The 24,901-nt window shown below is 64.6% G+C and carries 17 protein-coding genes; 7 read left to right on the forward strand and 10 right to left on the reverse strand.

Features of this window, described 5'->3' with window-relative positions; genetic code table 11:
* Positions 1–55 precede the first annotated feature (55 nt).
* A complete protein-coding gene (locus tag E5X34_RS15175) occupies positions 56–292 on the forward strand; it encodes a DUF1127 domain-containing protein (RefSeq protein ID WP_292566033.1) in 237 nt (78 codons plus the stop codon).
* Between the two features lie 72 nt (positions 293–364).
* On the opposite strand, the gene E5X34_RS15180 is transcribed toward E5X34_RS15175, so the two are convergent.
* From E5X34_RS15180 to E5X34_RS15190, 3 genes are all read right to left on the reverse strand, one after another.
* Entirely contained in the window at positions 365–1,417 is a 1,053-nt protein-coding gene (locus E5X34_RS15180; protein ID WP_292566036.1) for a substrate-binding domain-containing protein, read from the reverse strand.
* A gap of 41 nt (positions 1,418–1,458) precedes the next feature.
* Entirely contained in the window at positions 1,459–2,454 is a 996-nt protein-coding gene (locus E5X34_RS15185) for an ABC transporter permease (RefSeq protein ID WP_292566305.1), read from the reverse strand.
* A gap of 77 nt (positions 2,455–2,531) precedes the next feature.
* Positions 2,532–4,043 carry a sugar ABC transporter ATP-binding protein gene (locus E5X34_RS15190; protein WP_292566039.1) on the reverse strand — a complete coding sequence of 504 codons (1,512 nt, stop codon included), beginning with the start codon at positions 4,041–4,043 and terminating at the stop codon, positions 2,532–2,534.
* Positions 4,044–4,181: 138 nt separating this feature from the next.
* Here E5X34_RS15190 and mtnK point away from each other — a divergent pair, with 138 nt between their 5' ends.
* The 3 genes from mtnK to fba all read left to right on the forward strand — a co-directional run bounded on the left by mtnK (position 4,182) and on the right by fba (position 8,096).
* Complete coding sequence (mtnK, locus tag E5X34_RS15195) at positions 4,182–5,450, forward strand: S-methyl-5-thioribose kinase (protein WP_292566042.1); 1,269 nt, start codon at positions 4,182–4,184, stop codon at positions 5,448–5,450.
* On the forward strand, positions 5,447–6,541 hold the full coding sequence (mtnA, locus tag E5X34_RS15200) for an S-methyl-5-thioribose-1-phosphate isomerase (protein WP_292566044.1): 1,095 nt from the start codon (positions 5,447–5,449) through the stop codon (positions 6,539–6,541). Before mtnK ends, mtnA begins: the two co-directional genes overlap by 4 nt.
* Positions 6,542–7,031: 490 nt before the next feature.
* A complete protein-coding gene (fba, locus tag E5X34_RS15205) occupies positions 7,032–8,096 on the forward strand; it encodes a class II fructose-bisphosphate aldolase (protein WP_040998092.1) in 1,065 nt (354 codons plus the stop codon).
* A 64-nt stretch (positions 8,097–8,160) separates the two neighbouring features.
* Here fba and E5X34_RS15210 read toward each other — a convergent pair whose 3' ends face one another.
* From E5X34_RS15210 to E5X34_RS15230, 5 genes are read right to left on the reverse strand one after another with little or no spacing between them, the layout of a single operon-like run.
* On the reverse strand, positions 8,161–9,396 hold the full coding sequence (locus E5X34_RS15210) for a VWA domain-containing protein (RefSeq protein ID WP_292566047.1): 1,236 nt from the start codon (positions 9,394–9,396) through the stop codon (positions 8,161–8,163).
* Positions 9,389–11,647, reverse strand: coding sequence for a DUF5682 family protein (locus tag E5X34_RS15215; protein WP_292566050.1), 2,259 nt, complete (start codon positions 11,645–11,647; stop codon positions 9,389–9,391). Before E5X34_RS15215 ends, E5X34_RS15210 begins: the two co-directional genes overlap by 8 nt.
* 3 nt (positions 11,648–11,650) lie before the next feature.
* Positions 11,651–12,730: an AAA family ATPase gene (locus E5X34_RS15220; RefSeq protein WP_112095179.1), complete on the reverse strand. Its 1,080-nt coding sequence runs from the start codon at positions 12,728–12,730 to the stop codon at positions 11,651–11,653.
* 19 nt (positions 12,731–12,749) lie between these two features.
* Positions 12,750–14,153 carry a DUF5691 domain-containing protein gene (locus E5X34_RS15225; RefSeq protein WP_292566054.1) on the reverse strand — a complete coding sequence of 468 codons (1,404 nt, stop codon included), beginning with the start codon at positions 14,151–14,153 and terminating at the stop codon, positions 12,750–12,752.
* Between the two features lie 29 nt (positions 14,154–14,182).
* Entirely contained in the window at positions 14,183–15,571 is a 1,389-nt protein-coding gene (locus E5X34_RS15230; RefSeq protein WP_292566057.1) for an SWIM zinc finger family protein, read from the reverse strand.
* 549 nt (positions 15,572–16,120) lie between these two features.
* Here E5X34_RS15230 and E5X34_RS15235 point away from each other — a divergent pair.
* Complete coding sequence (locus tag E5X34_RS15235) at positions 16,121–19,525, forward strand: acyl-[ACP]--phospholipid O-acyltransferase (RefSeq protein ID WP_292566060.1); 3,405 nt, start codon at positions 16,121–16,123, stop codon at positions 19,523–19,525.
* A gap of 80 nt (positions 19,526–19,605) precedes the next feature.
* Here the strand turns inward: E5X34_RS15235 and E5X34_RS15240 are convergent, their stop codons facing one another.
* Positions 19,606–20,331, reverse strand: coding sequence for an SDR family oxidoreductase (locus E5X34_RS15240; RefSeq protein WP_292566062.1), 726 nt, complete (start codon positions 20,329–20,331; stop codon positions 19,606–19,608).
* Positions 20,332–20,480: 149 nt separating this feature from the next.
* On the opposite strand from E5X34_RS15240, the gene E5X34_RS15245 reads away from it, so the two are divergent.
* Complete coding sequence (locus tag E5X34_RS15245; protein ID WP_292566064.1) at positions 20,481–21,377, forward strand: AraC family transcriptional regulator; 897 nt, start codon at positions 20,481–20,483, stop codon at positions 21,375–21,377.
* A gap of 182 nt (positions 21,378–21,559) precedes the next feature.
* On the opposite strand, the gene E5X34_RS15250 is transcribed toward E5X34_RS15245, so the two are convergent.
* Positions 21,560–23,533: a GGDEF and EAL domain-containing protein gene (locus E5X34_RS15250; RefSeq protein WP_292566067.1), complete on the reverse strand. Its 1,974-nt coding sequence runs from the start codon at positions 23,531–23,533 to the stop codon at positions 21,560–21,562.
* A gap of 315 nt (positions 23,534–23,848) precedes the next feature.
* Between E5X34_RS15250 and E5X34_RS15255 the strand changes: the two genes are divergently transcribed.
* A complete protein-coding gene (locus E5X34_RS15255) occupies positions 23,849–24,883 on the forward strand; it encodes a class I SAM-dependent methyltransferase (protein WP_292566070.1) in 1,035 nt (344 codons plus the stop codon).
* Positions 24,884–24,901 lie beyond the last annotated feature (18 nt).

Here is a 24,901-nt window from a genome sequence, read left to right on the forward strand (position 1 = left end):
GTGCAATCTCAATCAGGTCGAGGGCTTCGAAACCCTCATTTCGATGGAGGTTGCCATGAACGACAGCTTTGCGCCTTCCACATGTCTGGCGGCACCGGCAATGCACACAGGCCGCCGGCCCTTTAGCTTGGCGGCCCTGCGCGGTCTTATCGCCGAGCACCGCAAGCAGGCCTATTTCCGCTTCGAGCTCAAGCGCCTGGCGACGGATAATCCGCATCTGATCGACGATATCGGGCTGACGAAGGAAGAGGTCGAAGCAGAGATCGCCAAACTGCCTTTCTGGCAGCGGTGAGGCCGCAACGGCTCCTGTAAACAGAGAGCGGCCCGCTGGACCGCTCTCTTCATTTCGTGACTGCCTGAGACCTTACTTGGCGTTGGGGTTCGGCATCCAGGCCGGCATCGCGACATCGGCATGGGCAAATTGCGGCAGCTTGGCCGATAGGTCTTCCATGTTCTTGATGTCCTTGTCGATCAGCTCCTTCTGGGTGATCAACGTCGGCGGCACGATGACGTTGTGGCCCGGGTCCTCGCCAGCAAGCAGTTGCGCCAGCGCGCGCACCGAGACCTGGCCGACGACGGCCGGGTTGGTGGCGGCGGTGGCGGCCCAGGCGCTGTCCGGCTCGCGCATGGCGGCGATGTCGGAGGTCGAGATGTCGGCCGAATAGATCTTGATGCCCTTGTTCAGGCCGGCCTCGTCGACGGCGATCTTCACGCCCTTGGCGAACTCGTCATAGGGCGCGAACATCACCTTGATGTCGGGATGCGCCTGGAGCACGGAACGCGCCTGATTGGCGACGGAGTTGGCGATCGGGTTGTCGAGCGTGCCAAACTGGGCGACCTCGCTGATGCCCGAATATTTCTTCTTCACATCCACCCAGGTCTCGTTGCGGCGGTCGAGCGGGGCGATGCCGGCGACATAGACATAGCCGCCCTTCCAGCTCTCGCCATTGTCCTTGACCGCCTGTTCGAGCGCCAGCTTGGCGAGATCCTTGTCCGACTGCTCGATCTGCGGGATCTTCGGGTTCTCGACATTGACGTCGAAGGCCACGACCTTGATGCCGGCGTCGACAGCGCGCTGGGCGGCGTCCTTCATCGATTCCGTCAGGCCGTGCTGGATGATGATGCCCTGGACGCCGAGCGCGATCGCCTGGTCGACCATGTCGGCCTGGAGCGCGGCGTCCTGGCGGCTGTCGAGCACGCGCAGGTCGACGCCGAGGGCCTTCGCCTGCGCCTCGACGCCGGAGAGATAGGCCTGGAAGAAGTCACCGGTCGACAGATAGCGCACCAGCGCGATCTTGACGCCGGGCTTGTCGAACGGCGCCGGGCGGTCCGCCGCCAATGCCGTGCCCTGCATCAGCAGCGCCGCACCGGCGAGGCCGAGTGCCGCCTTCCCCAAAAGTCTCCTTGTGATGCTCACTTTTTCCTCCGTTTGTGTTCTCATCAATGTCCCGGTCGCAACTATCTCTTGCCCCTGCCGGAAAGGGCGAAGGTGAAGACAAGGGCGACGACGAGCACCGCGCCCTTGACGAAATCCTGCGTGTAGTAGGGAGCGTTCATCATCGTCAGGCCTTGCAGCAGGACGCCGACGAACACCGCGCCGACGGCGGTGCCGAAGGCGTTGGGCTTGGCGGCGCCGAGCACCGCGTAGCCGATGAGCGCCGCCGCTACCGCATCGAGGAGCAGATTATTACCCGAGGCGATGTCGCCACGTCCAAGCCGGGCGGCGAGCAAAATCCCGCCGATAGAGGCAAAAACTCCCGAAATGACATAGGCCCAGATTTTGTATGCCTTGACAGGCGCGCCGGCGAGTTCAGCGGCCCTCTCGTTGGAGCCGACCGCATACATCATGCGGCCGAAGCGGGTGTATTCGAGGAAGAACCAGATCAGCAGCGCGAGCACGACCAGCACCACCACCGAAACCGGGATCAGGTTCGGGATGAAGAAATCGATGCGGTGGCGGCCGAGCGCCAGAAAGGTTTCGGAAAACTTGCCGTTGGCGACCGAGCCATCGGGCATGGTCATGCCGGTGGCGATCGAGCGCCCTTCCGTCGGGATACGCTGCAGGCCAAGCAGCAGGAACATCATGCCGAGCGTGGCCAGCAGATCGGGCACGCGCATATAGACGATCAGCCAGCCATTGATCAGGCCGACGATGACGCCGATGACCAGGCAGGCGATGACGGCGACGATGGCGTTCTGCTCCAGCACGACCATCGCGTAGGAGGCCGCCATCATGGCGCTTGTCGCGACCGAGCCGATCGACAGGTCGAAGCCGCCGACGACCAGCGTTGCGGTGACGCCGAGCGCCAGCACGCCGGTGATGGCGACCGATTGGAAGATGAAGACAGCGCTTTGCGGCGAGGCGAAACCATCGGCCGCGATCGCGAAATAGGCGATCAACCCGACCAGCAGGATGATGAAGCCGCAGCGGATGGCATAGTCGCGCAATGTCATCGAACGCTCCCGCGCCGTTGCCCTGCCCGCCAAACTGGAACTCATGCCTGCACTCCGAATCTCGTCATTCCGCGACCTCATGCCGCGCTGTGAAGCGGGCCGCCGGCCACTTCCGCCAGCAGCCGGTCGAGGTCGATATCGGCGTTCCTGTGCTCGCCGACGATCGTGTGTTCCGACATCACCAGGATGCGGTCGGCGGTTTCCAGCGCCTCATCGATCTCGGTGACGAAAATCAGCGTGGCCCGGCCGTCGGCGCTTGCCCTGAGCTTAGCCGCGATGTCGCGGCGCGCCGAGATGTCGACACCCTGGAACGGCTCGTCGAGGATGAAGAGGCGCGAGGCCTGCGACATCCAGCGCGCCACCATCACCTTCTGCTGGTTGCCGCCGGACAGCGCCGAAAGCTCGTCCTTCTCGGAACGGCAGACGATGCCGAGCTCGTCGATCTGGCGGCGGGCGGCGAGGCGCTCGGCGCGCTTCTTCATGACGCCGAGGCTCGACATGCGCCTGAGGAACGGCAGGCTGATGTTGCGCTCGATGTTGAAGCCGCCAACGATGCCGCTTTCGGCGCGATCCTTGGCGACCAGGAAGACACCGGCGGCTATCGCCGCGCGCGCCGAGTCCGGCGCGTAGGGCTTGCCATCCATATGCATGGTTCCGGCGAGCGGCTTGCGCACGCCAAAAAGCGTTTCAGCAAGCGCCGTCTTGCCGACGCCGACGAGGCCGGTGATCGCCACCACCTCGCCGGCGCCGAGCGTCATCGCGATCGGCTTTGCGCCATGCGCGATCCGCAGGCCTTCTGCAGTGAAAACCGCGCGCGCCGAGCTTCTAGCGACGACCCTATCGAGACGAATCTTGCGGCCGAGCATGGCGTTGACGGCGCCCTCGTAATCAAGCGGTTTTTGATCGAAGACGCCGGAGACGACACCGTCGCGCATCGACATGATGCGGTCGGCGAGCCGCCTGATGTCGGACATGCGGTGCGAGATGTAGAGAATGGCGACGCCATGACCGCGCAGCCGGTCGATCAGCGAAAACAACCGGTCGGCCTCGGCGCTCGACAGCGAGGAGGTCGGCTCGTCGAGGATCAGCACTTTGGGCTGGTGCGCCATGGCGCGAGCGATGGCCACCATCTGCCGGTCGGCCAACGACAAGTCGCTAACGCGCGCCTTGAGGTCGATCGCGAGTCCCATGCGGTCGGCGACGGCCTTGGCTTCGGCACGGACATTGGCGGGCTTGAACAGCATCGACGCGCCTTTGCCGCTCAGCCGGTCGAGCGTCAGGTTGGTGGCGACGTCGAGGTCGGCGACCACGCCGTCATTGATGTTCTGGTGCACGGTGACGACGCCGGCGCGAATGGCTTCGGCGGGGGTTTGCGGGTCGAATGCCTTGCCGGCGAGCCGCATCGTGCCGGCACCGCGCGCGTAGACGCCGCTGATGATCTTGACCAGGGTGGACTTGCCGGCGCCGTTGGCGCCCATCAGCACGGTGACCTCGCCCGCATAAAGGTCGAGCGAGATGCCGCCAAGCACCTCGTTCTGGCCGAAGGATTTCCTCAAGCCCTCCACATGGAACACGGCATCTGGGCCCATTCCTTCCTCCCTGGTTCCTGACGCTATGGGGTCATTCGTCAATTGTCAACACGATTGACATTTGCCAGAGCGCTTCCTAGCTTGGCCCCGCCGCCGTGGCTCCGCTATCGTCGGACACCACGCGCAGGAGGGGAGAGAATGACCGGGAAGTTCGAAGCATTGTCGGTGGAGACGCTGCCGAAGCGCCTTGGCGAGACCGCGGCGCTGACCGAGCGCATCGGCAAGGACGCCAGCCACTGGAAAGTACGCGAGGTCGGTGACGGCAATCTGAACCTCGTCTTCATCGTCGAGGGCGACCAAGGTGCGGCGGTGGTGAAGCAGGCGCTGCCCTATGTGCGGCTGGTCGGCGACAGCTGGCCGCTGCCCTTGAAGCGCTCCTTCTTCGAATATCATGCGCTGACCCGGCAGGAGCGCCGGGCGCCCGGCTCGGTGCCGGCGATCTACCATTTCGACGAGACCCAGGCGCTGATCGTAATGGAATATCTGGCGCCGCCGCACGTCATCCTCAGGCGCGCGCTGATCGACGGCCGCGAATTGCCAAACATCGCGCGCGACATCGGCCTGTTCATGGCCCGCACGCTGTTCCGCGGCTCGGATCTGTCGATGGTGACGAAAGAGCGCAAGGCCGACCTGGCGCTGTTCGCCGACAATGTCGAGCTCTGCGACATCACCGAGAACCTGGTGTTCTCCGATCCCTATTTCGACGCCAGGATGAACCGGCATACTTCGCCGCAGCTCGACGGCCTGGTTGCCGAATTGCGCGCCGACCGCGACCTCAAGGTCGAGGCGCAACGGCTGAAGCACCTTTTCGCGGCCAATGCCGAGACGCTGCTGCATGGCGACCTGCATTCCGGCTCGATCATGGTGACCGACACCGAGACCAGGATGATCGATCCGGAATTCGCCTTTTATGGCCCGATCGCCTTCGATGTGGGCATGCTGCTCGCCAATTTCTGGATGGCCTTCTTCTCGCAGCGCGGACACGAGGAAAAAGGCAGCCGCGACTCGATGCGCCCCTATCTGCTCGGCGTCACCGCCGAGACCTGGGCGACCTTCCGCGCCGAGTTCTCGCATCTCTGGCGCACCGAACGCACCGGCATGCTCTACCAGAAAAGCCTGTTCGAAGATCAGGGCGACAGGCTGGGTTCCGAACAGGCGCTCGACCACACGCTGCATTCCATCTGGACCGACCTGCTCGGCTTTGCCGGCATAGAGGTGCACCGGCGCATCCTTGGGCTGGCCCACAATGCCGATTTCGAGACTATTGCCGATCAAGACCTGCGCGCCAGATGTGAGGCCAAGGCTTTGCGCTTCGGCCGCCACATCGCCGTCAACCGGCGCCAGATCCACAGCATCGACGAGGTCAACAATCTGGCCGCGCTGATCGAACAGGAGAACTGTATTTGAACGTCGGCGAACGCCACTACCGCACCATCTGGCTCAGTGACGACAAGCGCTCGGTCGAGATCATCGACCAGCGCTGGCTGCCGCATGAGTTCCGCATCGAGACGATCGGAACCGTCGCCGGCATCGCCACCGCCATCCGCGACATGTGGGTGCGCGGCGCGCCGCTGATCGGCGTCACCGCCGCCTATGGCGTCGCCATCCAGATGATGGACGATCCGTCGGACGAAGCGCTCGACACGGTGTGGGAAACGCTTCACAAGACGCGGCCGACGGCGATCAATCTGCGCTGGGCGCTGGACGAGATGCGGCGCTTCCTTAAGCCGCTCGCGCCGGAAGAGCGCGCCGAGGCCGCGTACCGGCGTGCCGCCGAGATCGCCGACGAGGATGTGGGCTTAAACCGCGCCATCGGCGAGAACGGGCTTGCCATCATCAAGGAGATCGCGGCGAAGAAGCAGCCGGGCGAGACCGTCAACATCCTCACCCACTGCAATGCCGGGTGGCTGGCGACGGTCGACTACGGCACCGCCACCGCGCCGATCTATCTGGCGACCGAGGCCGGTATCCCCGTCCATGTCTATGTCGACGAAACCAGGCCGCGCAACCAGGGCGCCCAGCTGACGGCTTGGGAGATGGCAGGGCACGGCGTGCCGCACACGCTGATCGTCGACAATGCCGGCGGCCATCTGATGCAGCATGGCGACATCGACATGGTCATCGTCGGCACCGACCGCACCACCGCCAATGGCGACGTCTGCAACAAGATCGGCACTTATCTGAAGGCTTTGGCCGCCGCAGACAATGACGTGCCCTTCTATGTCGCGCTCCCCTCGCCCACCATCGACTGGACGGTGGCCGATGGGCTGAAGGAAATCCCCATCGAGGAACGCTCCGGCGACGAGGTCTCGCTGGTGTGGGGGAGGACGGCTGACGGCAAGGTCGCCCAAGTGCGCGTGTCGCCCGATGCGACGCCGGCGGCCAACCCGGCCTTCGATGTGACGCCGGCGCGGCTGGTGACGGGTCTCATCACCGAGCGCGGCGTGGCAAAGGCCTCGCGCGAAGGACTGAAGGCGATGTTTCCCGAACGGGGGTAGTCTTCCCGTCGGGAGACGTTGGTAGGACACGAGATACCCCGCCAGCGTCTCAAAGCTTGGGTTCCTCGCCCCACGCGATCGCCTGGGCACCAATTAACAGCGCCAACCCTCCTCTCCCATAAACCCGCGCTAATGTTCTCAGGGCGGGGTGAAAGTCCCCACCGGCGGTAAGGGTCTCGACCCGCGAGCGCCTTCCGGTCCACGCGTTAACGCGTGGATTGACAGTGCCGAGCATCACTGCTTCTTCCACGAGCATTTCACCGTAAAGGGCAAGGAAGCGAAGGCCCGCGTCGAGATCCTCGCCGCGCGTGCAAGGATCGCCGCGTGAACCGCTCCACGAGCGGTGCACTAAACTAAACCGATTTGGATTTCAGGACCGCAACTTGTGTGGGTTGCGGTCCGCCGGAAATCCGGCCAGAAGCAGTCGGGTCAGGCCATGGCGCCTGACGTTGGGTAACTTGTGCCTGCAACAGATACGGGAGACTATTCGTTGGCTCGCATCACACTGAGACAATTGCTCGACCATGCCGCCGAACATGGCTATGGCGTGCCTGCCTTCAACATGAACAACATGGAACAAGGCCTCGCCATCATGGAGGCGGCCGAGGAGACCAAGTCGCCGGTCATCCTGCAGGCCAGCCGCGGCGCGCGCGCCTATGCCAATGACGTGGTGCTGGCCAAGCTGATCGACGCGCTGGTCGAGATCCATCCCGACATCCCGGTCTGCATGCATCTCGACCACGGCAACAACGAAGCGACCTGCGTCACGGCGATCCAGTATGGCTTCACCTCGGTGATGATGGACGGCTCGCTGAAGGAGGACGGCAAGTCTCCGGCCGATTACGCTTATAATTCCGGCATCACCCGCCGCGTCGTCGACATGGCGCATTGGGGCGGCGTGTCGGTGGAGGGCGAGATCGGCGTGCTCGGCTCCCTGGAGAGCGGCGGCGGCGAGCAGGAGGACGGCCATGGCGTCGAAGGCGCGATCAGCCACGACCAGCTCTTGACCGACCCGGTGCAGGCCGAGCAGTTCGTGCGGGATACGCATGTCGATGCGCTGGCGGTGGCCATGGGCACCAGCCACGGCGCCTATAAATTCTCGCGCAAGCCGGACGGCGCGGTGCTGGCGATGAATGTGATCGAGGAGATCCACCGCCGTCTGCCCAACATGCATCTGGTGATGCATGGCTCCTCGTCGGTGCCGGAAGAGCTGCAGGAGATCATCAACAAATATGGCGGCCAGATGAAGCCGACCTGGGGCGTGCCGGTGGAGGAGATCCAGCGCGGCATCAAGCATGGCGTGCGCAAGATCAACATCGACACCGACAACCGCATGGCGCTGACCGGCGCGATCCGCAAGGTGCTGACCGAGAACCCGTCGGAGTTCGACCCGCGCAAATATCTGACGCCGGCGATGGCTGCCATGAAGAAGCTCTGCAAGGAGCGCTTCGAGCAGTTCGGTACCGCCGGCAACGCGCCGAAGATCAAGCCGATTCCGTTGGCGGAGATGGCCAAGCGCTACAAGTCGGGCAGCCTCGATCCGAAATTCGGCTAAGCAGCATCAGCATGACCTGTCACGGTCAGGTCGCAAAAAAGGCCATAGCGAACGCCGCCGAACGCTATTCGGCGGCGTTCGGCGTCTCCGCGTCGGCGCGAATGAGCTTGATGTCCGCGCCCGCCGCCCAGGCGCCGATGTCCTCGCGGCGGAGTGCTGCCGCCATCATGTCGGGGAAATGGTCGGGCGTGCAGGCAAAGACCGGGATGCCTAGCGCGGCGACCGACCCGGCCATCGACGGATCGTAGCCGGGACGGCCCTGATCGGTGAGCGCCAAGAGCACGACGACATTGACGCCCGACCGGACAAGTGCTGCCAGCCTTTGCAGGAGCTCCTTGCCGTTGCCGCCTTCGTAGAGATCGGTGATCAGGATGAAATGCGCCTTGGTCGGCCGTTCGATGCGCTCGGCGCAATAGGCGACCGCCTGGTTGATGTCGGTGCCGCCGCCGAGCTGGACGCCGAACAGCACCTCGACCGGATCGCTGAGTTCCTCTGTCAGATCGACGATCGCCGTGTCGAAGCAGACGAGTTTCGTCCGCACTACCGGCAGCGAGGCCATCACGGCGGCGAAGATCGAGGCGTAGATGACCGAGCTTGCCATCGAGCCGGACTGGTCGACGCAGAGCGTCACCTCGTCGAGGTCGACCAATCGGCGCTGACGACGCATGAAACCGACCAGCTTTTCCGGAACCACGGTCTTATGGTCCGGCTGGTAGTGGCGGAGGTTCGCCGTGATCGTGCGCGGCCAGTCGATATCGCGCTGGCGCGGCCGGTTGGTGCGCCGCGACTTATCGAGCGCACCGCGAATCGCCTCCGCGGTCTTCTGCTCCAGGCGCTGCATCAGCTTGGCGACAATGTCGGAAATGATCGACCGGGCGATGTCCTTGGTCTTGTCCGGCATCGCTGAGCGCAAGGAGATCAGGTCGGCGACGAGATTGACGTCCGCTTCGATCGCCTTGAGGAATTCCGGTTCCATCAGCATCTGCTTCAGGTTCAGCCGCTCGAAGGCGTCCTTCTGCACGACCTGGACGACCTGCTCGGGGAAGAAGGAGCGGATGTCACCCATCCATTGCGCGACGCGGGGCGCCGAGCGGCCGAGCCCGCCGCGCCGCTTGCGCGGATCGCCGGCGGTGTCGCCGCTGCCGTCGCCATAAAGCGCATCGAGCGCCGCCGAGAGTTTTCGGTCCTCGGCCGACAGCGCCGAGGAGGATTCTTCGTCGGCGCCAATCGCCAGCCGCCAACGGCGCTCGCGATTGTCCGCAATCGGTTCGAGGTCCGGCCCGGTCGTATCGTTAGCCATGGCTGGGCTCCCCGGTGATCAGACGGCGTAGGATGCCAAAATGCCTCCGCCATGCCGCGCCACCATCCGGCGCCGGAATCAGCCCGGCAGGCAGGCTCGTTCTCTTGCCAAGCACGGCCTCGATGAGGCGGCGACGCTCCATGCTGTCGAGGTTGGAGAAGACGCGGCGCAGCAGCGGCAGATGCGCCACGAAAGCCTCTTCGTCGAGCGAGGCTAGCCAGGCATCGACGGCGCCGCGCAAACCCTCGTCATAGATCAGCCGCTGGCCGGCGCCGCTGAAGAACCCTTCGAAGAAGGCTGCGGCATCGATCACGGGCGTTCCTGGCGACAGGCGCCTTGCCAGGAGATCGGCGGTCTCATCGGCTGAGAGCTGTCCAGCTTCGTAGAGTAGGTGCGCGGCGCAACCGGCGACGAGCGCCGTGGAGCGCGAAGAGTCGAGCACGGCCGCCAGGCCGTTGCGCCACGCCTCAAGGACATGCTCGTCCGGCTCGACCAGCTTGATCGCCTCGTCGGCCTTGCGCAGCGCTCCCATCAGCGCGGCAGCGGCCTGCGAGTCGAGATCGCGCGCCGCGTAAGGCAGCGCGATGGAGCCTTCGATGATCAGCCGCTCCAGCAGGCCGGCGAGTCGCTCGGTCTCGGTCTTGCGCGCTTCGCCGTAACGGATGATGTCGGCCAGCGGTGGCACCGAGGCCAGCAACTCCAGGCACTCGCTGCTGTGCGCCGCCTTTTCCTCGAGCGCTGCAAGACCGGCGGCGGACGCCTCGCTCAGGGCGGCGGTGATCGCACTCTGCACCAGCGTGGCCAAAGCATCGAGCGTCGCGGCGGCGCCGATCATCTGGATCAGCCTGCCATTGGCGGCCTTCTCGATGGTCGGGCCGTAGACCAGGTTCTCGACAAGGCGGACGGCATATTCCGGCTGCCAGGCGAGCATCCAGCGCTCACGGAATGTGCCGCGGCTGCGGCCGACTTCGGTCAGCCTGCCCCAATTGACGCCAAGCACGTTCAGCCGGTGCAGCAATGTCGAGCGGAAGAGACCGCTCTCGCTGCGCAGGTCGACGGAAAGTTCCCGCTCCAGTGCCTCTGGCTTCAGCCTTGCAGCCTTCTGGTTGCGCTGCAGATCGTCAATCAGCGGCGCGAGCGGCGTGTCGTGCGGGATCTCGCCGACATCGGCGCCGAGCAGCAGCTCGGCCTCGACCATCTTCCACAGCAGGGCCTCGCCGTTGAAGAGGGCCGAAATCGAAGCGTCACGCAGTTCCTCGAAGCCCGGCTTTGGCCGTTCGCGGATTGCGGCTAGCGCGCGCGCCAGACGCTCCGCCTCGATCAGCGAGGCGGTGGAGATCATGTGGCCCTTCGCCCGCAGCACCGAGGCGATCCGCGCCAACCACAGGACCGAGGCGTCGTCCTGCCCACGTGTCTGCCACAGATGCTTGCACCAGCCCGGCGCGACGACGCCGGCGCCATAACCATAGCCCAGCGCCAGGCGCGGTCCGGTCCACGGCGCATAGGTCATCGTGGTCTTGCGCCGGCCGATGCCCTTGAGCAGCGCCTGGTCGCTCTTCTGCGTATGCCCCGCTTGAAGGGCCGGCACATGCCAGGCGCCGCAAACCACGGCCATGGGGCCGTCGAATTCCTTCCGCGCTGCGGCGATCTCGAGGCGCATATGTGCCTCGCGCATAGCCTCGAACCTGCCGATCGAACCCTCGCCGTCGCGCAGCGTCATCATCGCGTCGGCGATGGCCGCGAAGATCGGGCCGGGCTCGGGATTCTGCTCGATGATGTCCGACCACCAGCTCTCGCCGTCCTCGTAGCCGGCGGCACGCGCCAAAGTGCCGATCGGATCCTGGATGCGCGAGGGTTCTTCTCCCTGCTCTTCCGTGACGTCCGCCTCGGCTGCTTCGGTGTCCGCTGCCGCTTCAGCCGCCTTCTCCGCAAGCCGCGCGGCCGACGGCAGGTCGATAAAGCGCAGCGCCGCCTTGTTGGCGACGGCCCAAAGTGCTGCCTGATATTCCGGCGAGAATTCGGCGAAAGGCCAGAAGCTGGTCGCGGCAGGATCATCCTCCGGATAGCAGAGCAGTGCCACCGGCGGCTTCATGTCCGGGCTGGCGAGCAGCGGCAACAGCGGCGAGGCATCCGCCGGCCCCTCGATAAGCACGGCGACCGGTTGCAACTCCTGCAACGCCTTGACCAGGCTCCCGGCGGAGCCTGGTCCGTGGTGGCGGATGCCGAAATAGCTGATGCCGCCTTGCGTCATGGTTCAGATGGCCGCGTTGAGCGCCGCATAGTAGCCGGCATAGTCCGGCCGCTTCTTCAGCACCGTCTCCAGATATTCCTCCAGAACCACCTTGTCCTGCACAGGATCCTTGACGATGGCGCCGACAAGGCTCGGCGCCAGGCCTTCGGCATGCAGCTTGCCGTCATCGAACCATGCCGCCTGGCTGAGACCGCTGACCATGGTTGCGATCGCCTCGGCGGTGGAGAGCGAGCCCGACGGCGTCTTCAGCGTGACCTTGCCGTCCGCGGTGGCGCCCGAACGCAGCTCGCGGAAGATGGTGAGCACCCGCGCAATCTCCTCGCCGACATTCTTCGGCACCGGCAGGTCCAGCCCGCCGGCCATCTCGCCGACGCGCCGGGAGACAATCGAGACTTCCTCGGCCATATCGTCCGGCAAAGGCAGCACCACGACGTTGAAGCGGCGCTTCAGCGCCGAGGAGAGCTCGTTGACGCCCTTGTCGCGGTTGTTGGCGGTAGCGATGATGTTGAAGCCGCGCTGCGCATAGATCGAGGTGTTCAGCTCCGGCACCGGCATCATCTTCTCCGACAGCACGGTGATCAGCGTGTCCTGCACGTCGGAGCCCATGCGCGTCAGCTCTTCCAGCCGGCAAAGCTTGCCGTCCTGCATGGCGCGGTAGAGCGGCGTCGGCACCAGCGCTTCCTGGCTCGGGCCCTTGGCGAGCAGCTGGGCATAGTTCCAGCCATAGCGGATCTGATTCTCGTCAGTGCCGGCGGTGCATTGCACGACCAGCGTCGAGTTGCCCATGATGGCGCCGGCGAGATGTTCCGAGACCCAGGATTTTGCCGTTCCGGGAACGCCGAGCAGAAGCAGCGCGCGGTCGGTGGCGAGCGTGGCGACCGCCGTTTCCATCAATTGCCGGCGGCCGACATATTTTGGCGAAATCACCGTGCCGTCGCTCGCCTTCCCGCCCATCAGATAGGTGAGCACGGCTTTCGGCGACAGGCTCCAGCCGGCAGGCTTTTGCCGGTCGTCGCCGCGCGCCAGGGCCTGCAGTTCGGCGGCGTAGACCTGTTCGGCCGGGAGGCGAATGGCTGCGTTCATGCGATCTTCTCCGGGTTGATCATGTGGTTGGGTTTGCGGCCAGCGCCGCGTTGAGGCGCAGCAGGCTAAGCGATGGGGATGCGGGCGGCAGGCCGGCGGCGACGACCTCGCCGATCAATTTTTCCGCCGTCGCAGCCGTGGCAAGAAAGCCGATGGATTCGAGATGCTGCTCGGTGTTCCGTTTCACGACGTCGTTGTCGCCCGAGACGGCGGATCGCAACGCGGAAAGCGTCTTGCCCTTTGCAAGGTCGCCCCACTCCAGCCAGCCTGCCTCAGCGCCTTCGACCATGTTGAGCGCGGCCAGATTTTGCCCGTCATTCAGGATCTGCCTGATCAGGACACGCTTCCCGCCGCTGTCCAAACGCGCCGTGAGTTGGAGGCCGAGAATCGCCAGCCTGCCACCGGCTGCGGCAAGCAGATCCGCCAGAGAGGCCACCGCCGCGTCGCCGCCGGACGCCGCGACCATTCGAACGAGAAAGAGATCGGCGCCGTCATCGACGCCGAACTGCCATGCGCCGATGAAATCGGCCTCTGTCTTGCCGAAGTGGGCGACGAGATCGCCGAAGTAGCAGGAGGCGAACAAGTCGGCACGACGTGCTTGCTGCGCAGGGGATTTGAGTTTCACCGGCGCGTAGGTGGTGCGGCGGCGGATGAAGCCGGATTTGCCCTCCTCGATGAAGGCGGCGAGCTCAGCTATCGGGTCTTCCGAGCCGCCATCCGCTGGATTGCCCCGTTCCCCCAACCTCGCCAGCAGCCGGCCGGCCATTTCGCGCACCTTGCCTGAGCGATCGGCAGACAGGCTCTTCAGAAACGGCACGTCATCGGCCCCCAGGCCAAAACGCATGAGTTCGACTAGCGCAAGCCTGACCTCGGCGGGCTCGCTTGCCCCTTTTGTCTCGATAAGGGTCCGCGCCAATGCGGGTGCGGAGCGACGCAAATCGATCAGCGCGCTGCGGCGCGCGGCGGGATAGAAATCGTCCCAGGTTTCCGCCGTCAAATCCTCGCGCCGCGACTGCTTTTCGCTGTCCGCGCCTGCCTGCCAGTCGACCCAGGGGGCGTAGATATCCGGGCTTTCCTGATCCGTCGCAGCGGGCATCCAGTCCATCGGATGCAGCACGAAGCCTCGGCTGGCGACAAGCGCGGCCACGCGGGTCTTGAGCCGCGCATCAGCCGCATATTTAAGCGCGGCACGCAGCAATGGCCGCAGCCGTTCGGGAAGCATCGGCAAGGCCAGCACCGGCAGCGGCAGGCGCCGCTTCAAGCTCTTCGGCGCCGCAGGGCGAAGCGCGACATCCAGCGCCTGCGCGGCGATGGCCAAGAGCCGCCTCTCCCGTTCGTCCGAGTTGGAAGCGGTGGCTACCTCTTTCCACTCGACCGGGGCGAATTCGAACATGGCGCCGCCAGAAATCCAGCCGTCGCGCAACCGTGCCAGCCCCGCTTGATCGAGCCCGTTCATGACAGATCGAGCCTCCCGATGCTGCTTTGCGAGGCCAGCAGCTCGAGCCTGGCGCCGTTCCAGAGTGCGGCGGTCGCCGCGAGATCGATGCCGAGCAAGGTCTGGTGGACGGACCCAGCGACAGGCAAGGCGATGCCGTGCGGATCGTTTGCCGCCTGCCACCAGGCGGCGTCCTTTTCGTCCAACGCGATCGCGCCGGCCGGCAGGATGATGGGGCAGTCCGACAGCCATGGGGCGCCCTCCTGGAAGGCGGCGTAGGCGGCCAGCGGATCGCCGGCTGCATCCGGGGCGAAAGCCGGCCATGCACCGGGCGCGGCATCTCCCAGCCGTTCCGCGACCAGCGCCCGCAGCGGATTGCGCGACGGATAGAACACCAGCCTCGCCTTGAAGCGATCCCCCGGCGCGAAGGCGCCGGACCGCCGGCCGGCTGAGGCCGGGAAGAAATCGAGCAGCACCGCAAATCGCGGAACCGAGCTTTTCAGGTCGAGCAGCCAGGTCGCGTGGCTGACGAGGCCGTCGCGGCGAGTCTCGATCTTTTCGCCAAGCACCTCCCAGTCGCTCTCGACCTGAACGGCGTCGGGATTGGCGAGGATCTGGTCGCGCGTCTCCGATGCCGAGACCAGGCGTTTCAGCTCGGCATCATCGGGTGCCGCGCGCCAGGCCTTGGCAAGCAGCACCAGCTTGCCCAGCTCGCGGATGGCGGCGTCCGGCCGCTCCTCGCCGCGCAGCGCCATCAGCTTCGCGGGCAACTCGTCGATACGACCGGCCAGCGCCGTCGCCTTCAGGTCGACCAGCCGTGCGGCGATGCGGCGGCAGCGCTCGCTCGAGGCATCGACAAAGCCGGCAAGGCCGAGCCGCAACTGGTCGGCGATCCATTGGTCGAGCTCGTCGAGCGCGGCCGAGACCGCGCTGCGCGTGTCCTCCGCTCGCTTACGCTGCGCCGCCTCGCGGCGTTCGGTGGCGGCAGCGTCCTCGACAGGAGGTGCCTCTTCCGGCCGCGATGCCTCGTCGATGCTTTTGCCTTCCGCGCGAGCCGGCGCCGTGGCCGGCGGCTGCCCTGGCTTGCGGCGCCGGCCGAGCCAGTCGTTCACCCAATCGGGCGTCTGGTCGAGGCGGGCGAAGCTGTCGGGTGCCGTGGCGCCGATCCAGGCCAGCGCCAGTATGTGCTTGCACGGAAATTTCCGCGACGGACAGGTGCATTTATAGCCGTGGTCGGAGGTGTCGAACGCGACCCGGTAGGGGTTGGAGCCCGAGCCCTGGCATTCGCCCCAGATCAGCGGCAGCTGTTCATGCGCTTCAAGCCGGGGCCAGTTCGACCGCTTGGTCAGCTTGGCGGCTGCGCCAAGCGAGGCCTGATCGGGGGCCAAAGCCTCGATTGTTTTCAAATCCAGCTGCAAGCCGCGCGCCTCTCACCACCCCGAAGCATGACTTCGCGACGATTGATAGCCGTTTGCGGCCGGCTGTTGTAGCTCCAGTCGCCGCAAAATCGAAAGCTTGTCCAACGTTCCGTTGTTCCTGAACGCCGGGTCGCGCGAAGCTCGCATCCAGGATGTTCCCATTCAACAGTTCGAGCTGTGAACGCTGTTCATTTTTCTCTTGAACGACGTTCACGATGTGCTATGCTGCATACATGAACAATGTTCACTGGATTGTATCCGGCCTGAAACAAGCCCACGCCGACGCAGCCTAAGCCTGAAACGAAAGGACCATATCGATGCTCACCGACAGCCATGCCCGCAAATATTCAAGCGCCTGCAAGCCCTGGAGACCGATCGCAGACGAAAGGTGCGGGGCGCCAAGGGCAAGAAACAAATGGATTGGAATAAATCGCAGTAACGAAGTTTAACCGCTTCCCGGTAAACAAGGCTCAAACCGCGCAAGTGTCCGCTCAGTCCAAACGGATTGCCAGCCGGGCTTGCCCAATGGAAATTGCCATGAACACCCATCTGATGATGTCGCGGCGCTTCGCGCCTCTCTTCTGGACGCAATTCCTCTCGGCCTTCAACGACAATTTCCTGAAGAACACGCTGGTGTTCCTCATTCTCTTCACGCTGGCGAAGGACCAGGCCGCGTCGCTGGTGACGCTGGCCGGCGCCATTTTCATGGCCCCCTTCCTGCTGCTTTCGGCGCTTGGCGGTGAGATCGCCGACCGCTTTGACAAGGCGCTGATCGCGCGGCGCCTGAAATTCACCGAGATCGCCGCGGCCGCCGTCGCTGTCGTCGGCATCGCGCTGTCCTCAGTCCCGGTGCTGATGACGGCGCTGTTGATGTTCGGCATCATCTCGGCGCTGTTCGGGCCGATCAAATACGGCATCCTGCCGGATCATCTCGAGCGCAAGGAACTGCCCAAGGCCAATGCCTGGATCGAGTCGGCCACCTTCGCCGCGATCCTCGGCGGCACGATTGCCGGCGGCGTCGTTTCCGCCGACGGCATCGGCGTTTCGGTGTTCGGACCGATCATGATGGCGCTCGCCGTCGGCTGCTGGCTGGTCAGCCGCTACATCCCTGCCACGGGTTCGGCTGCTCCCAACCTCACCATCGACTGGAACATCTTGCGCTCGACCTGGCGGCAGGTCGCCGACCTGCGCACCGATACGCGCATCTGGCGCGCCGGCCTGATGACCTCCTGGTTCTGGCTGGTCGGGGCCATCGTGCTTTCGATCCTGCCGGCGATGATCAAGGATTCGCTTGGCGGCAATGAGATCGCCGTCACCGCCTATCTCGCAGTGTTCGCCGTCTCCATCGCCGTCGGCTCGGCCATCGCCGCCTGGATGTCGCAGGGCCGCATGGTGCTTTTGCCCGCGCCGGTCGGCACCGCGCTGATGGCGCTGTTCGGGCTGCACCTGGCCTGGACCATCGGCAGCATGCAGCCTTCGCCGACAGCCGCCAGCCTTTCGTCCTTCTTCGCCGGCCCGAACACCATCCGTGTGGCCATCGACCTCGCCGGCATGGCCATCGCCGCCGCCTTCCTGGTGGTGCCGACCTTCGCCGCCGTGCAGGCCTGGTCGCCGGAGGCGCGCCGCGCCCGTGTCGTCGCGGCAGTCAGCATCGTCAATGCCGGCTTCATGACCGTCGGCGGCATCCTTGTCGCCGCCATCCAGGCTGCCGGCGTCTCCATCGCGGGCATCCTGTTCGGCCTCGTCGTCGCCAACGCGATTGCCGCCTGGCTGATGCTGAAATTCCTGCCGACCAATCCGTTCCGCGACTTCGTCTCGATCCTGTTCCGCGCCTTCCTGCGGCTGGAGGTCGAGGGGCTCGACAATCTCAAGGCGGCCGGCAAGGCGCCGATCCTGGCGCTCAACCATGTCAGCTTCCTCGACGGTCCGCTGGCGCTGACGCTGACCGACGAGGAGCCGGTCTTCGCCATCGACTACACGATCGCCCAGGCCTGGTGGATGAAACCCTTCATGAAGCTCGCCCGGGCGCTGCCGCTCAATCCGGCGAAGCCGATGTCGACCCGCACGCTGATCAAGATCGTGCAGGGCGGCGATCCGCTGGTCATCTTCCCGGAGGGCCGCATCACCGTCACCGGCGGCCTGATGAAGGTCTATGACGGCGCCGCCATGGTCGCCGACAAGACCGGCTCGATGGTAGTGCCGGTGCGCATCGAGGGGCTGGAGAAGAGCTACTTCTCGCGGCTCTCCTCGCAGCATGTGCGCCATCGCCTGTTCCCGAAGGTCAAGGTGACCATCCTGGAGCCGGTAAAGCTCGAAGTCGCCCAGGAACTGAAGGGGCGTCAGCGCCGCGCCGCGGCGGGCTCCGCGCTCTACCAGGTGATGTCGGACCTCGTCTTCCGCACTCAGGACATCGACAAGACGGTGCTTCAGAAGATCATCGAGACGGCTCACGAGCGCGGCATGAAGGAACTCGCCGTGCAGGATCCGGTCACCGGTTCGCTGAGCTACGGCAAGCTGCTCACCGCCGCCGCGGTGCTCGGCGAGAAGTTCGAGCATCTCTATGCGGGACAAGCGACGCTGGGCATCATGCTGCCCAACGCCAACGGCTCATGCGCGACGCTGCTCGGCGTCATGTCGGCTGGCAAGGTGCCGGCGATGATCAACTTCACCGCGGGTGCGGCCAACATCCTGTCGGCCTGCAAGGCGGCCGAGGTGAAGACCGTGCTCACCTCCCGCGCCTTCGTCGAGCAGGCCAAGCTCGGGCCGGTGGTGGAGGAGATCGGCCGTTCGGTCGACATCGTCTGGCTCGACGACCTGCGCGCCACGATCGGCATCAAGGACAAGCTGCTCGGCCTGTTGCGCAAGACGACGCCGCGGGTGGCGCGCAAGGCGGACGATCCGGCAGCGATCCTGTTCACCTCCGGCTCGGAAGGCACGCCGAAGGGCGTGGTGCTGACCCATCGCAACATCCTGGCCAACGCCGCCCAGGCCGCGTCGCGCATCGACTTCCACTCGGGCGACAAGGTGTTCAACGTGCTGCCGATCTTCCACTCCTTCGGCATGACGGCGGGAACGGTGCTGCCGCTGATTTCGGGCGTGCCGGTCTATTTCTACCCCTCCCCGCTGCACTACCGCATCGTGCCGGAACTGATCTACGGATCGAACGCGACGATCATCTTCGGCACCGATACCTTCCTCGCCGGCTACGCCCGCACGGCGCATCCTTACGACTTCCGCTCGGTGCGCTACTGCTTCGCCGGCGCCGAGCCGGTCAAGGCGGCGACGCGCACGACCTATATGGAGAAGTTCGGCCTGCGCATCCTCGAGGGCTACGGCGTGACGGAAGCAGCCCCGGTGATCGCCATCAACACGCCGATGTACAACAAGTCGGGCAGCGTCGGCAAAATCATGCCCGGCATGGAGTATCGCCTGGACCCGGTGCCCGGCGTCGACGAAGGCGGACGGCTGTTCGTGCGCGGCCCGAACGTCATGTCGGGCTATCTGCGGGCCGAGAACCCCGGCGTGATCGAGCCACTGAAAGACGGCTGGCACGACACCGGCGATGTCGTCACCGTCGATGATGCCGGCTTCATCTCGATTCGGGGCCGCGCCAAGCGCTTCGCCAAGATCGGCGGCGAGATGATCTCGCTGGCCGCGGTCGAGGCGCTGGCAGGCGAGCTCTGGAAAGGCTCGCCGTCAGCCGTCGCGGCGGTGCCGGACGCGCGCAAGGGCGAGAAGCTCATCCTGATCACAGAAGCTTCCGGCGCGACCCGCGCGGACTTCCTCGCCTTCGCCAAGGCGAATGGCGCCATGGACCTGATGGTGCCGGCCGAGGTGCGCGTCGTGCCGAAAGTGCCGGTGCTCGGTTCCGGCAAGCTCGACTTCGCCGGCGTGACCAGGATGGTGCGCGGCGAGGAAGAGCTGAAGGTCAAGGCTGCTTGATCTCAAGAGCTGGAGCAGGCCGGCGTTCAGGCCGGCCTGCCCGTCATTCACTGACAATCGGCATCTTGGCAGACGAATGTCTACATATTTGCCGCCGTCGGGCGCACGATCACTTCGTTGACGTCGACGCCGTCGGGCTGTTCGAGGGCGAAGCGGATCGCGCGGGCGATGGCGTCCGGCGTCAGTGATTTCTGCCGCCACTCCTTCAAAGCCGCGGCCACCTGCGGGTCGCTGATGTCGTCGCCCAGTTCGGTCGCGGTCACGCCGGGCGAGATGATCGTGGCGCGGATGTCGTCATGCTCTTGGCGCAGGCCTTCGGTGATCGCCCACACCGCATATTTGGTGCCGCAGTAGACCGCCGCGGTGGGCAGAACGAGATGCGCGCCGACGGACGCCACGTTGACCACGTGCCCGTTTTTCTGCGCGACGAAGCGTGGCAGCACCGAAGCGATCCCGTTCAGCACGCCGAAGATGTTGACGTTGATCATGCGCGCCCACTCATCGCGCTTCAGCGCGGCAAGCGGCGACAGCGGCATGACGCCGGCATTGTTGACCAGCACATCGATCCGTCCAAATTCGGCGTGCGCGGCATCGGCGAAAGCATCGAAGCTCTCAGCCTTCGTTACGTCGAGCTCGCGCCAGGCGACGTGTTCACCGATTTCCTCGGCCAGCGCCTTCAGACGCTCGCCGCGTCGGGCGCCGATAAACAGCCTGGCGCCCGCCGATGAGAGCTCGCGAACCGTCGCTTCGCCGATGCCGCTCGAGGCGCCGGTGATCAATACAACCTTGTCTTTCAGTCCCGTCATGATCGTTTCCTTTTCGCTTGCGGTGACGGGTCGAAAAATGGTGGCGCGAAGGCGGAGAGCGGTAGCGTAATCGTCCAAAGAGTTTGCACGATCCTCCAAATAAACCGACCAAGCCTTGCAACATTGCGCGCGATGCAGATTTATGCGGCATGGACAAAATTGCCGACCTGGCTCAGCTGATCTCGCGGTTCGCACCGGTTTCCGGCATGTCCGGCACCGCTGTGCCCCGGCTGTCGCTCATTCGCGCCGACCATCCCAGCGCGCCGGTGCCAGCGGTCTACGAAGCTTCGCTTTGCATAATCGCCCAAGGGTCGAAGCGCGTCTCGCTGGCCGGCCAGAGCGTGATCTATGATGCATCGAGCTATCTTCTTGTTTCGGTCGACCTGCCTCTGGTCGGCCATGTTCTCGAGGCCAGTCCGGCCGCGCCATATCTTTGCTGCAAGATCGACTTCGACCCAGCGGCACTTGCCGACCTGCTTGTGATCGAGCGGCGGGTTTCTTCCGAGAAGGACTTGCCCGTGCTTGCCGTCTATCCAAGCGATCCTGACCTGATCGATGCCGCATGCCGATTGGTGAAGCTGCTCGATCGCCCCGAGACCATCGATGTCCTGGCCCCGCTCGTGGAGCGCGAAATCCTCTACCGTCTGCTCACCGGTCCGCATGGCGCAACGCTTCGTCAAATGGGAACCGTCGACAGCCACCTGAACCAGGTGAGCCGCGCCATCGCCACGATACGCAGCGGCTTCCACACGCAGTTGCGGATCGACGAGATTGCCGCCGCCTCAGGCATGAGCGCGTCGTCGCTTCACGCCCACTTCAAGGCGATCACACGCATGACCCCGCTCGAATATCAAAAGCAGCTACGCCTGCAGGAAGCGCGAAGGCTGATGCTGGCCGACGGGGCCAACGCCGGCACGGCCGGTTTCGCGGTCGGCTACGACAGCCCGTCCCAGTTCAGCCGCGAATATCGGCGCCTGTTCGGCGCCCCGCCCCGTCAGGACATCGAGCGCCTTCAGGCTATACCCGGCTCGGCCGCGGCCTATTAACCCTTTTGCTGAGCGGGGCAGCAGCCTGCAAACAGGCAAGCGCGCCTCAAACCACGACCACCACCTTGCCGAACTGTTCGGGATAGGCGGCTGGGGGCAGCAAGGAGAAACTGCTCGCCCGCCCGCGCCTCAGACCCAATCTCGGAAATGCCTTTACCTGGGCTTTCAATTCGAATGCAGTATCACGCCGACTTCAGCACCGTGAACGGCCGTTTCTGCACCGGCCGCTTCGCCTGGAAACTTGCCGCCGGCAGCGGACGGCCGACGTGGTAGCCTTGCACCTTGTCGATGCCGAACTCGCGCATCAGCGCCATCTGCTCGTCGGTTTCCACGCCTTCGACCAGGATCTTGTGGCCGCGGTTGCGGACCAGCGCGATGATGTCCTGGAGCATGGCCATACCCTTCGGCGTGCCGCAGTCGTGCAGGAACGAACGGTCGATCTTGACCGTGTCGAAATCGATCAGGCGCAGCCATGACAGGCCGGCGAAGCCAGTGCCGAAATCATCGAGCCAGATCCTGATGCCCAGGAGCTTCAGGTCGCTGATGCAGCGCAGGATGTCGGAGTCCATCTCCAGTTCGCGCCCCTCGGTGATCTCGAAGGCTAGCCGGCTGCCGGCGACGCCGGTCTCGCCGAGGATGCCGGCGACGGATGTCGCGAAGCCGGGCGTCTTGAGCTGGATCGGCGATACGTTAACGCTGACGAGACGAACATGGTCGTGCGCCAGCATATCCGTGCACACCTTCCTTATCGCCCAGCGCCCGAGCTCGAGGATGGCGCCGGTGCGTTCGGCGACGGGAATGAACAGGCTGGGCGGGACCAGTATGCCGTCGAGCATCTTCAGGCGCATCAGCGCCTCGACCGCTTCGAACCGGCCGGACGCGACATCCTGGATCGGCTGATAGACCAGCGAGACGAGATCCCGTTCGACGGCGATCTTCAGCAGGGCGGCGATGTTCTCGCTCTCGTCGCTCGATTGTGGATCGGTCGGGTCGAACAATCGCGCGCAATTGCGGCCGCCGGCCTTCGCCAGGTACAGCGCGCGGTCGGCCTCGTGGATGATCTTCTCCAGCTTGCCGCCGGCCTGCGTCCTGGTAAAGGCGGCGCCGACGCTCACCGTCACGATAGAGGTGCCGTCCCGCCGCAGCTCATGTGTCAGCGCCAGGTCCTCCACCGTGCGGCAAATGGCTTGCGCGAGATCCGCGACCTGGTCCTTGTCGTTCATGCGCGCCAGCACGATGAATTCCTCGCCGCCATAGCGCCCGATCGAGCCATTGTGTTGCCGCACGAGATCGCTCAGCGCGTTGGCGACATGAATCAGGCAACGGTCGCCCTCCTGATGGCCGTAGCAGTCGTTGAACTTCTTGAAGAAATCGACGTCGATGAGGATCGCCGCGAAACGAATGCCGAGCTTCTGCCAGTCGCTCCAGCAATCCCTGAGCTTCTCGTCGATCGCGCGGCGGTTCTCCAGGCCCGTCAGCGGATCGGTGCGCGACAGCCGCAACAGCGCCTTGCCACGCTCGGTGGCCTCCTTGTGCTGGATTTTGGCTTCCAGCGCGTTGAGGAAGACATTGTAGCGTTCTTCATTGAGCTTCCAGTTCACATAGGAGGTGAAGGTGAAGCATGAGACGTAGAACGTACCGAACACCATTTTGTACGTGAGCGATGCGGGCACGAAATAATTCACCACGTACAATATGCACAGGATTATGGTCGACGTGATGATCGACGTTTTGAAGCTGAACGTGAAGAAGAGGTTGGCACTCATCATGAAGATCGTGCCGAACACCATATAGTATGCGACGGCTTGCCGGTCCGCGCCCAAGGATGTCGGCCAGAGCCAGCCGACATAGCCAAAGATAATGGCGGCGGCGCAGGTCATGTCCAGCCATTGCGTGGCAACGCCGCGGCGAAGCTGCCCTTCCAGCGTCAGAAGCGCCGTGAGGCCCACGGCAAAGCGCGCCGTGATCGTGTAGAGCGCCACATCCGGTATCAGCAGCAGATCCGTCGCAGAAAAAAGAACATAGATGGCAACGGCCATCCAAAGCCCAGGCCTGGCTTCCTTGCGCCGCTTCGCCTGCGATTCCTCACGGTAAAGGAAACGCAGTTCGTTCGGCCCCGGGCCCGGGCGCGGCTCGTAGGGCTCCACATGCGCCATATCGGCCAATCTGGACGCGACGCGTTCGTTCGCAATGAAACCCTGTTCAACGGGTTTTTGCGCTTCGAACTCTGTTCTCGCTTCTGCCCCCACGCGGGCCCGCTCCTAGGGAAACAACGGTTTGCCGAGCAATAAAATGCCACGGCGGGAGACAAGTTTGCGTTAACTCGAACCCGGATTCCGACCCGCAAAATATCTAATGAAGCGAGATGGTTAGCGGGAAATTAATCATATTATTAAAATGCTACCGATCGCCGTTGGCAAACGAGACATTCTACGCAATAGATTAATGGACTGTTAACCACGGAGTATCCGGTGCAAACCGTTTTTGATGGCAAAAGCCTGATTACCGCCGAGACGATTGCCGCAGGTCTGCATCGAGGAAAGCCCGAGCATCATGGCGAAGCGTTCGAAACGGCGCGCGCGGAGCTGGCGCTCATCCTGTTGACGACGCAGCAGCAGATCGAGCTGCGGAAGGATCCCGCCGAGATCGTTCGCCGGCTGCTGTCGGTGCTCAGCGCGCTGCGCTCTAGGGTCCATCCCGACGTTTGGCAGGCCTTGATACCGGTGGCGCAGAACCATGCGATCCTGCAATATTTCCTCCAGGATCCGCTCACGCACTGGTCCTTCACCAAGCCCAGGGGCTATTCCGGCGACGCCCAGTTGCTCGACTTTATCTATTGCGATCCGCATGTGGCCGACGACGTGGCCAACGCCTCGGGGATCGGCAAAGCGCTCTATAGCCACACCCAGAACGTGCCGTCCTGCGTCGCGGCCCGGGAACGGCGCGACCTCCTGACCCGCTATGTCGATGAGACCGCCGCGATGAACGGGCCGGACGCCGAGGTGCTGGCGATCGCGGCCGGCCATTTGCGCGAAGCCAATCGTTCGAGGGCGCTCGCCGAGGGCGGGCTCAAGCGCTGGGTTGCGCTCGACCAGGACCCGCAGAGCGTCGGGCTGATCGCGCGCGACTTCCAGGGCACCGCGGTCGAGGCCGTGGACGGTTCGGTGCGGACCGTGCTGACTAGGGGCCACAAGCTCGGCAAGTTCGACCTCATCTACGCCTCGGGCCTTTATGACTACCTCCAGCACAACGTCGCCGTGAAGCTCACCAAGACCTGCCTGCAGATGCTGAAGCCCAACGGCAGGTTCCTGTTTGCGAACTATGCCGAGGGCACGCCCGACGCCGGCTACCGGGAAACCTTCATGGACTGGGTGTTGCTGCTGCGCTCCGAGGCCGACATGTGGAACATCATCAACGCCAGCGTCGACCGCAACACCGTCGACGCGCAGGTGTTCTACGGCGAGAACCGCAACGTGCTCTACGCGGTTATCGAAAAGCGCGGGTAGCGACGGTCTGCGTAGTTC

The organism is Mesorhizobium sp. (assembly GCF_004963255.1).
Classification (GTDB): Bacteria; Pseudomonadota; Alphaproteobacteria; order Rhizobiales; family Rhizobiaceae; genus Mesorhizobium.

What these genes read in the sequence shown, in the direction of transcription:
- E5X34_RS15245 (WP_292566064.1), top strand. Translation starts at nt 20,481, where the DNA reads ATGGACAAAATTGCCGACCTGGCTCAGCTGATCTCGCGGTTCGCACCG.
- E5X34_RS15185 (WP_292566305.1), bottom strand. Translation starts at nt 2,454, where the DNA reads ATGACATTGCGCGACTATGCCATCCGCTGCGGCTTCATCATCCTGCTG.
- mtnK (WP_292566042.1), top strand. Translation starts at nt 4,182, where the DNA reads ATGACCGGGAAGTTCGAAGCATTGTCGGTGGAGACGCTGCCGAAGCGC.
- E5X34_RS15235 (WP_292566060.1), top strand. Translation starts at nt 16,121, where the DNA reads ATGAACACCCATCTGATGATGTCGCGGCGCTTCGCGCCTCTCTTCTGG.
- E5X34_RS15175 (WP_292566033.1), top strand. Translation starts at nt 56, where the DNA reads ATGAACGACAGCTTTGCGCCTTCCACATGTCTGGCGGCACCGGCAATG.
- E5X34_RS15190 (WP_292566039.1), bottom strand. Translation starts at nt 4,043, where the DNA reads ATGGGCCCAGATGCCGTGTTCCATGTGGAGGGCTTGAGGAAATCCTTC.
- E5X34_RS15210 (WP_292566047.1), bottom strand. Translation starts at nt 9,396, where the DNA reads ATGGCTAACGATACGACCGGGCCGGACCTCGAACCGATTGCGGACAAT.
- E5X34_RS15215 (WP_292566050.1), bottom strand. Translation starts at nt 11,647, where the DNA reads ATGACGCAAGGCGGCATCAGCTATTTCGGCATCCGCCACCACGGACCA.
- E5X34_RS15220 (WP_112095179.1), bottom strand. Translation starts at nt 12,730, where the DNA reads ATGAACGCAGCCATTCGCCTCCCGGCCGAACAGGTCTACGCCGCCGAA.
- E5X34_RS15250 (WP_292566067.1), bottom strand. Translation starts at nt 23,533, where the DNA reads ATGGCGCATGTGGAGCCCTACGAGCCGCGCCCGGGCCCGGGGCCGAAC.
- E5X34_RS15240 (WP_292566062.1), bottom strand. Translation starts at nt 20,331, where the DNA reads ATGACGGGACTGAAAGACAAGGTTGTATTGATCACCGGCGCCTCGAGC.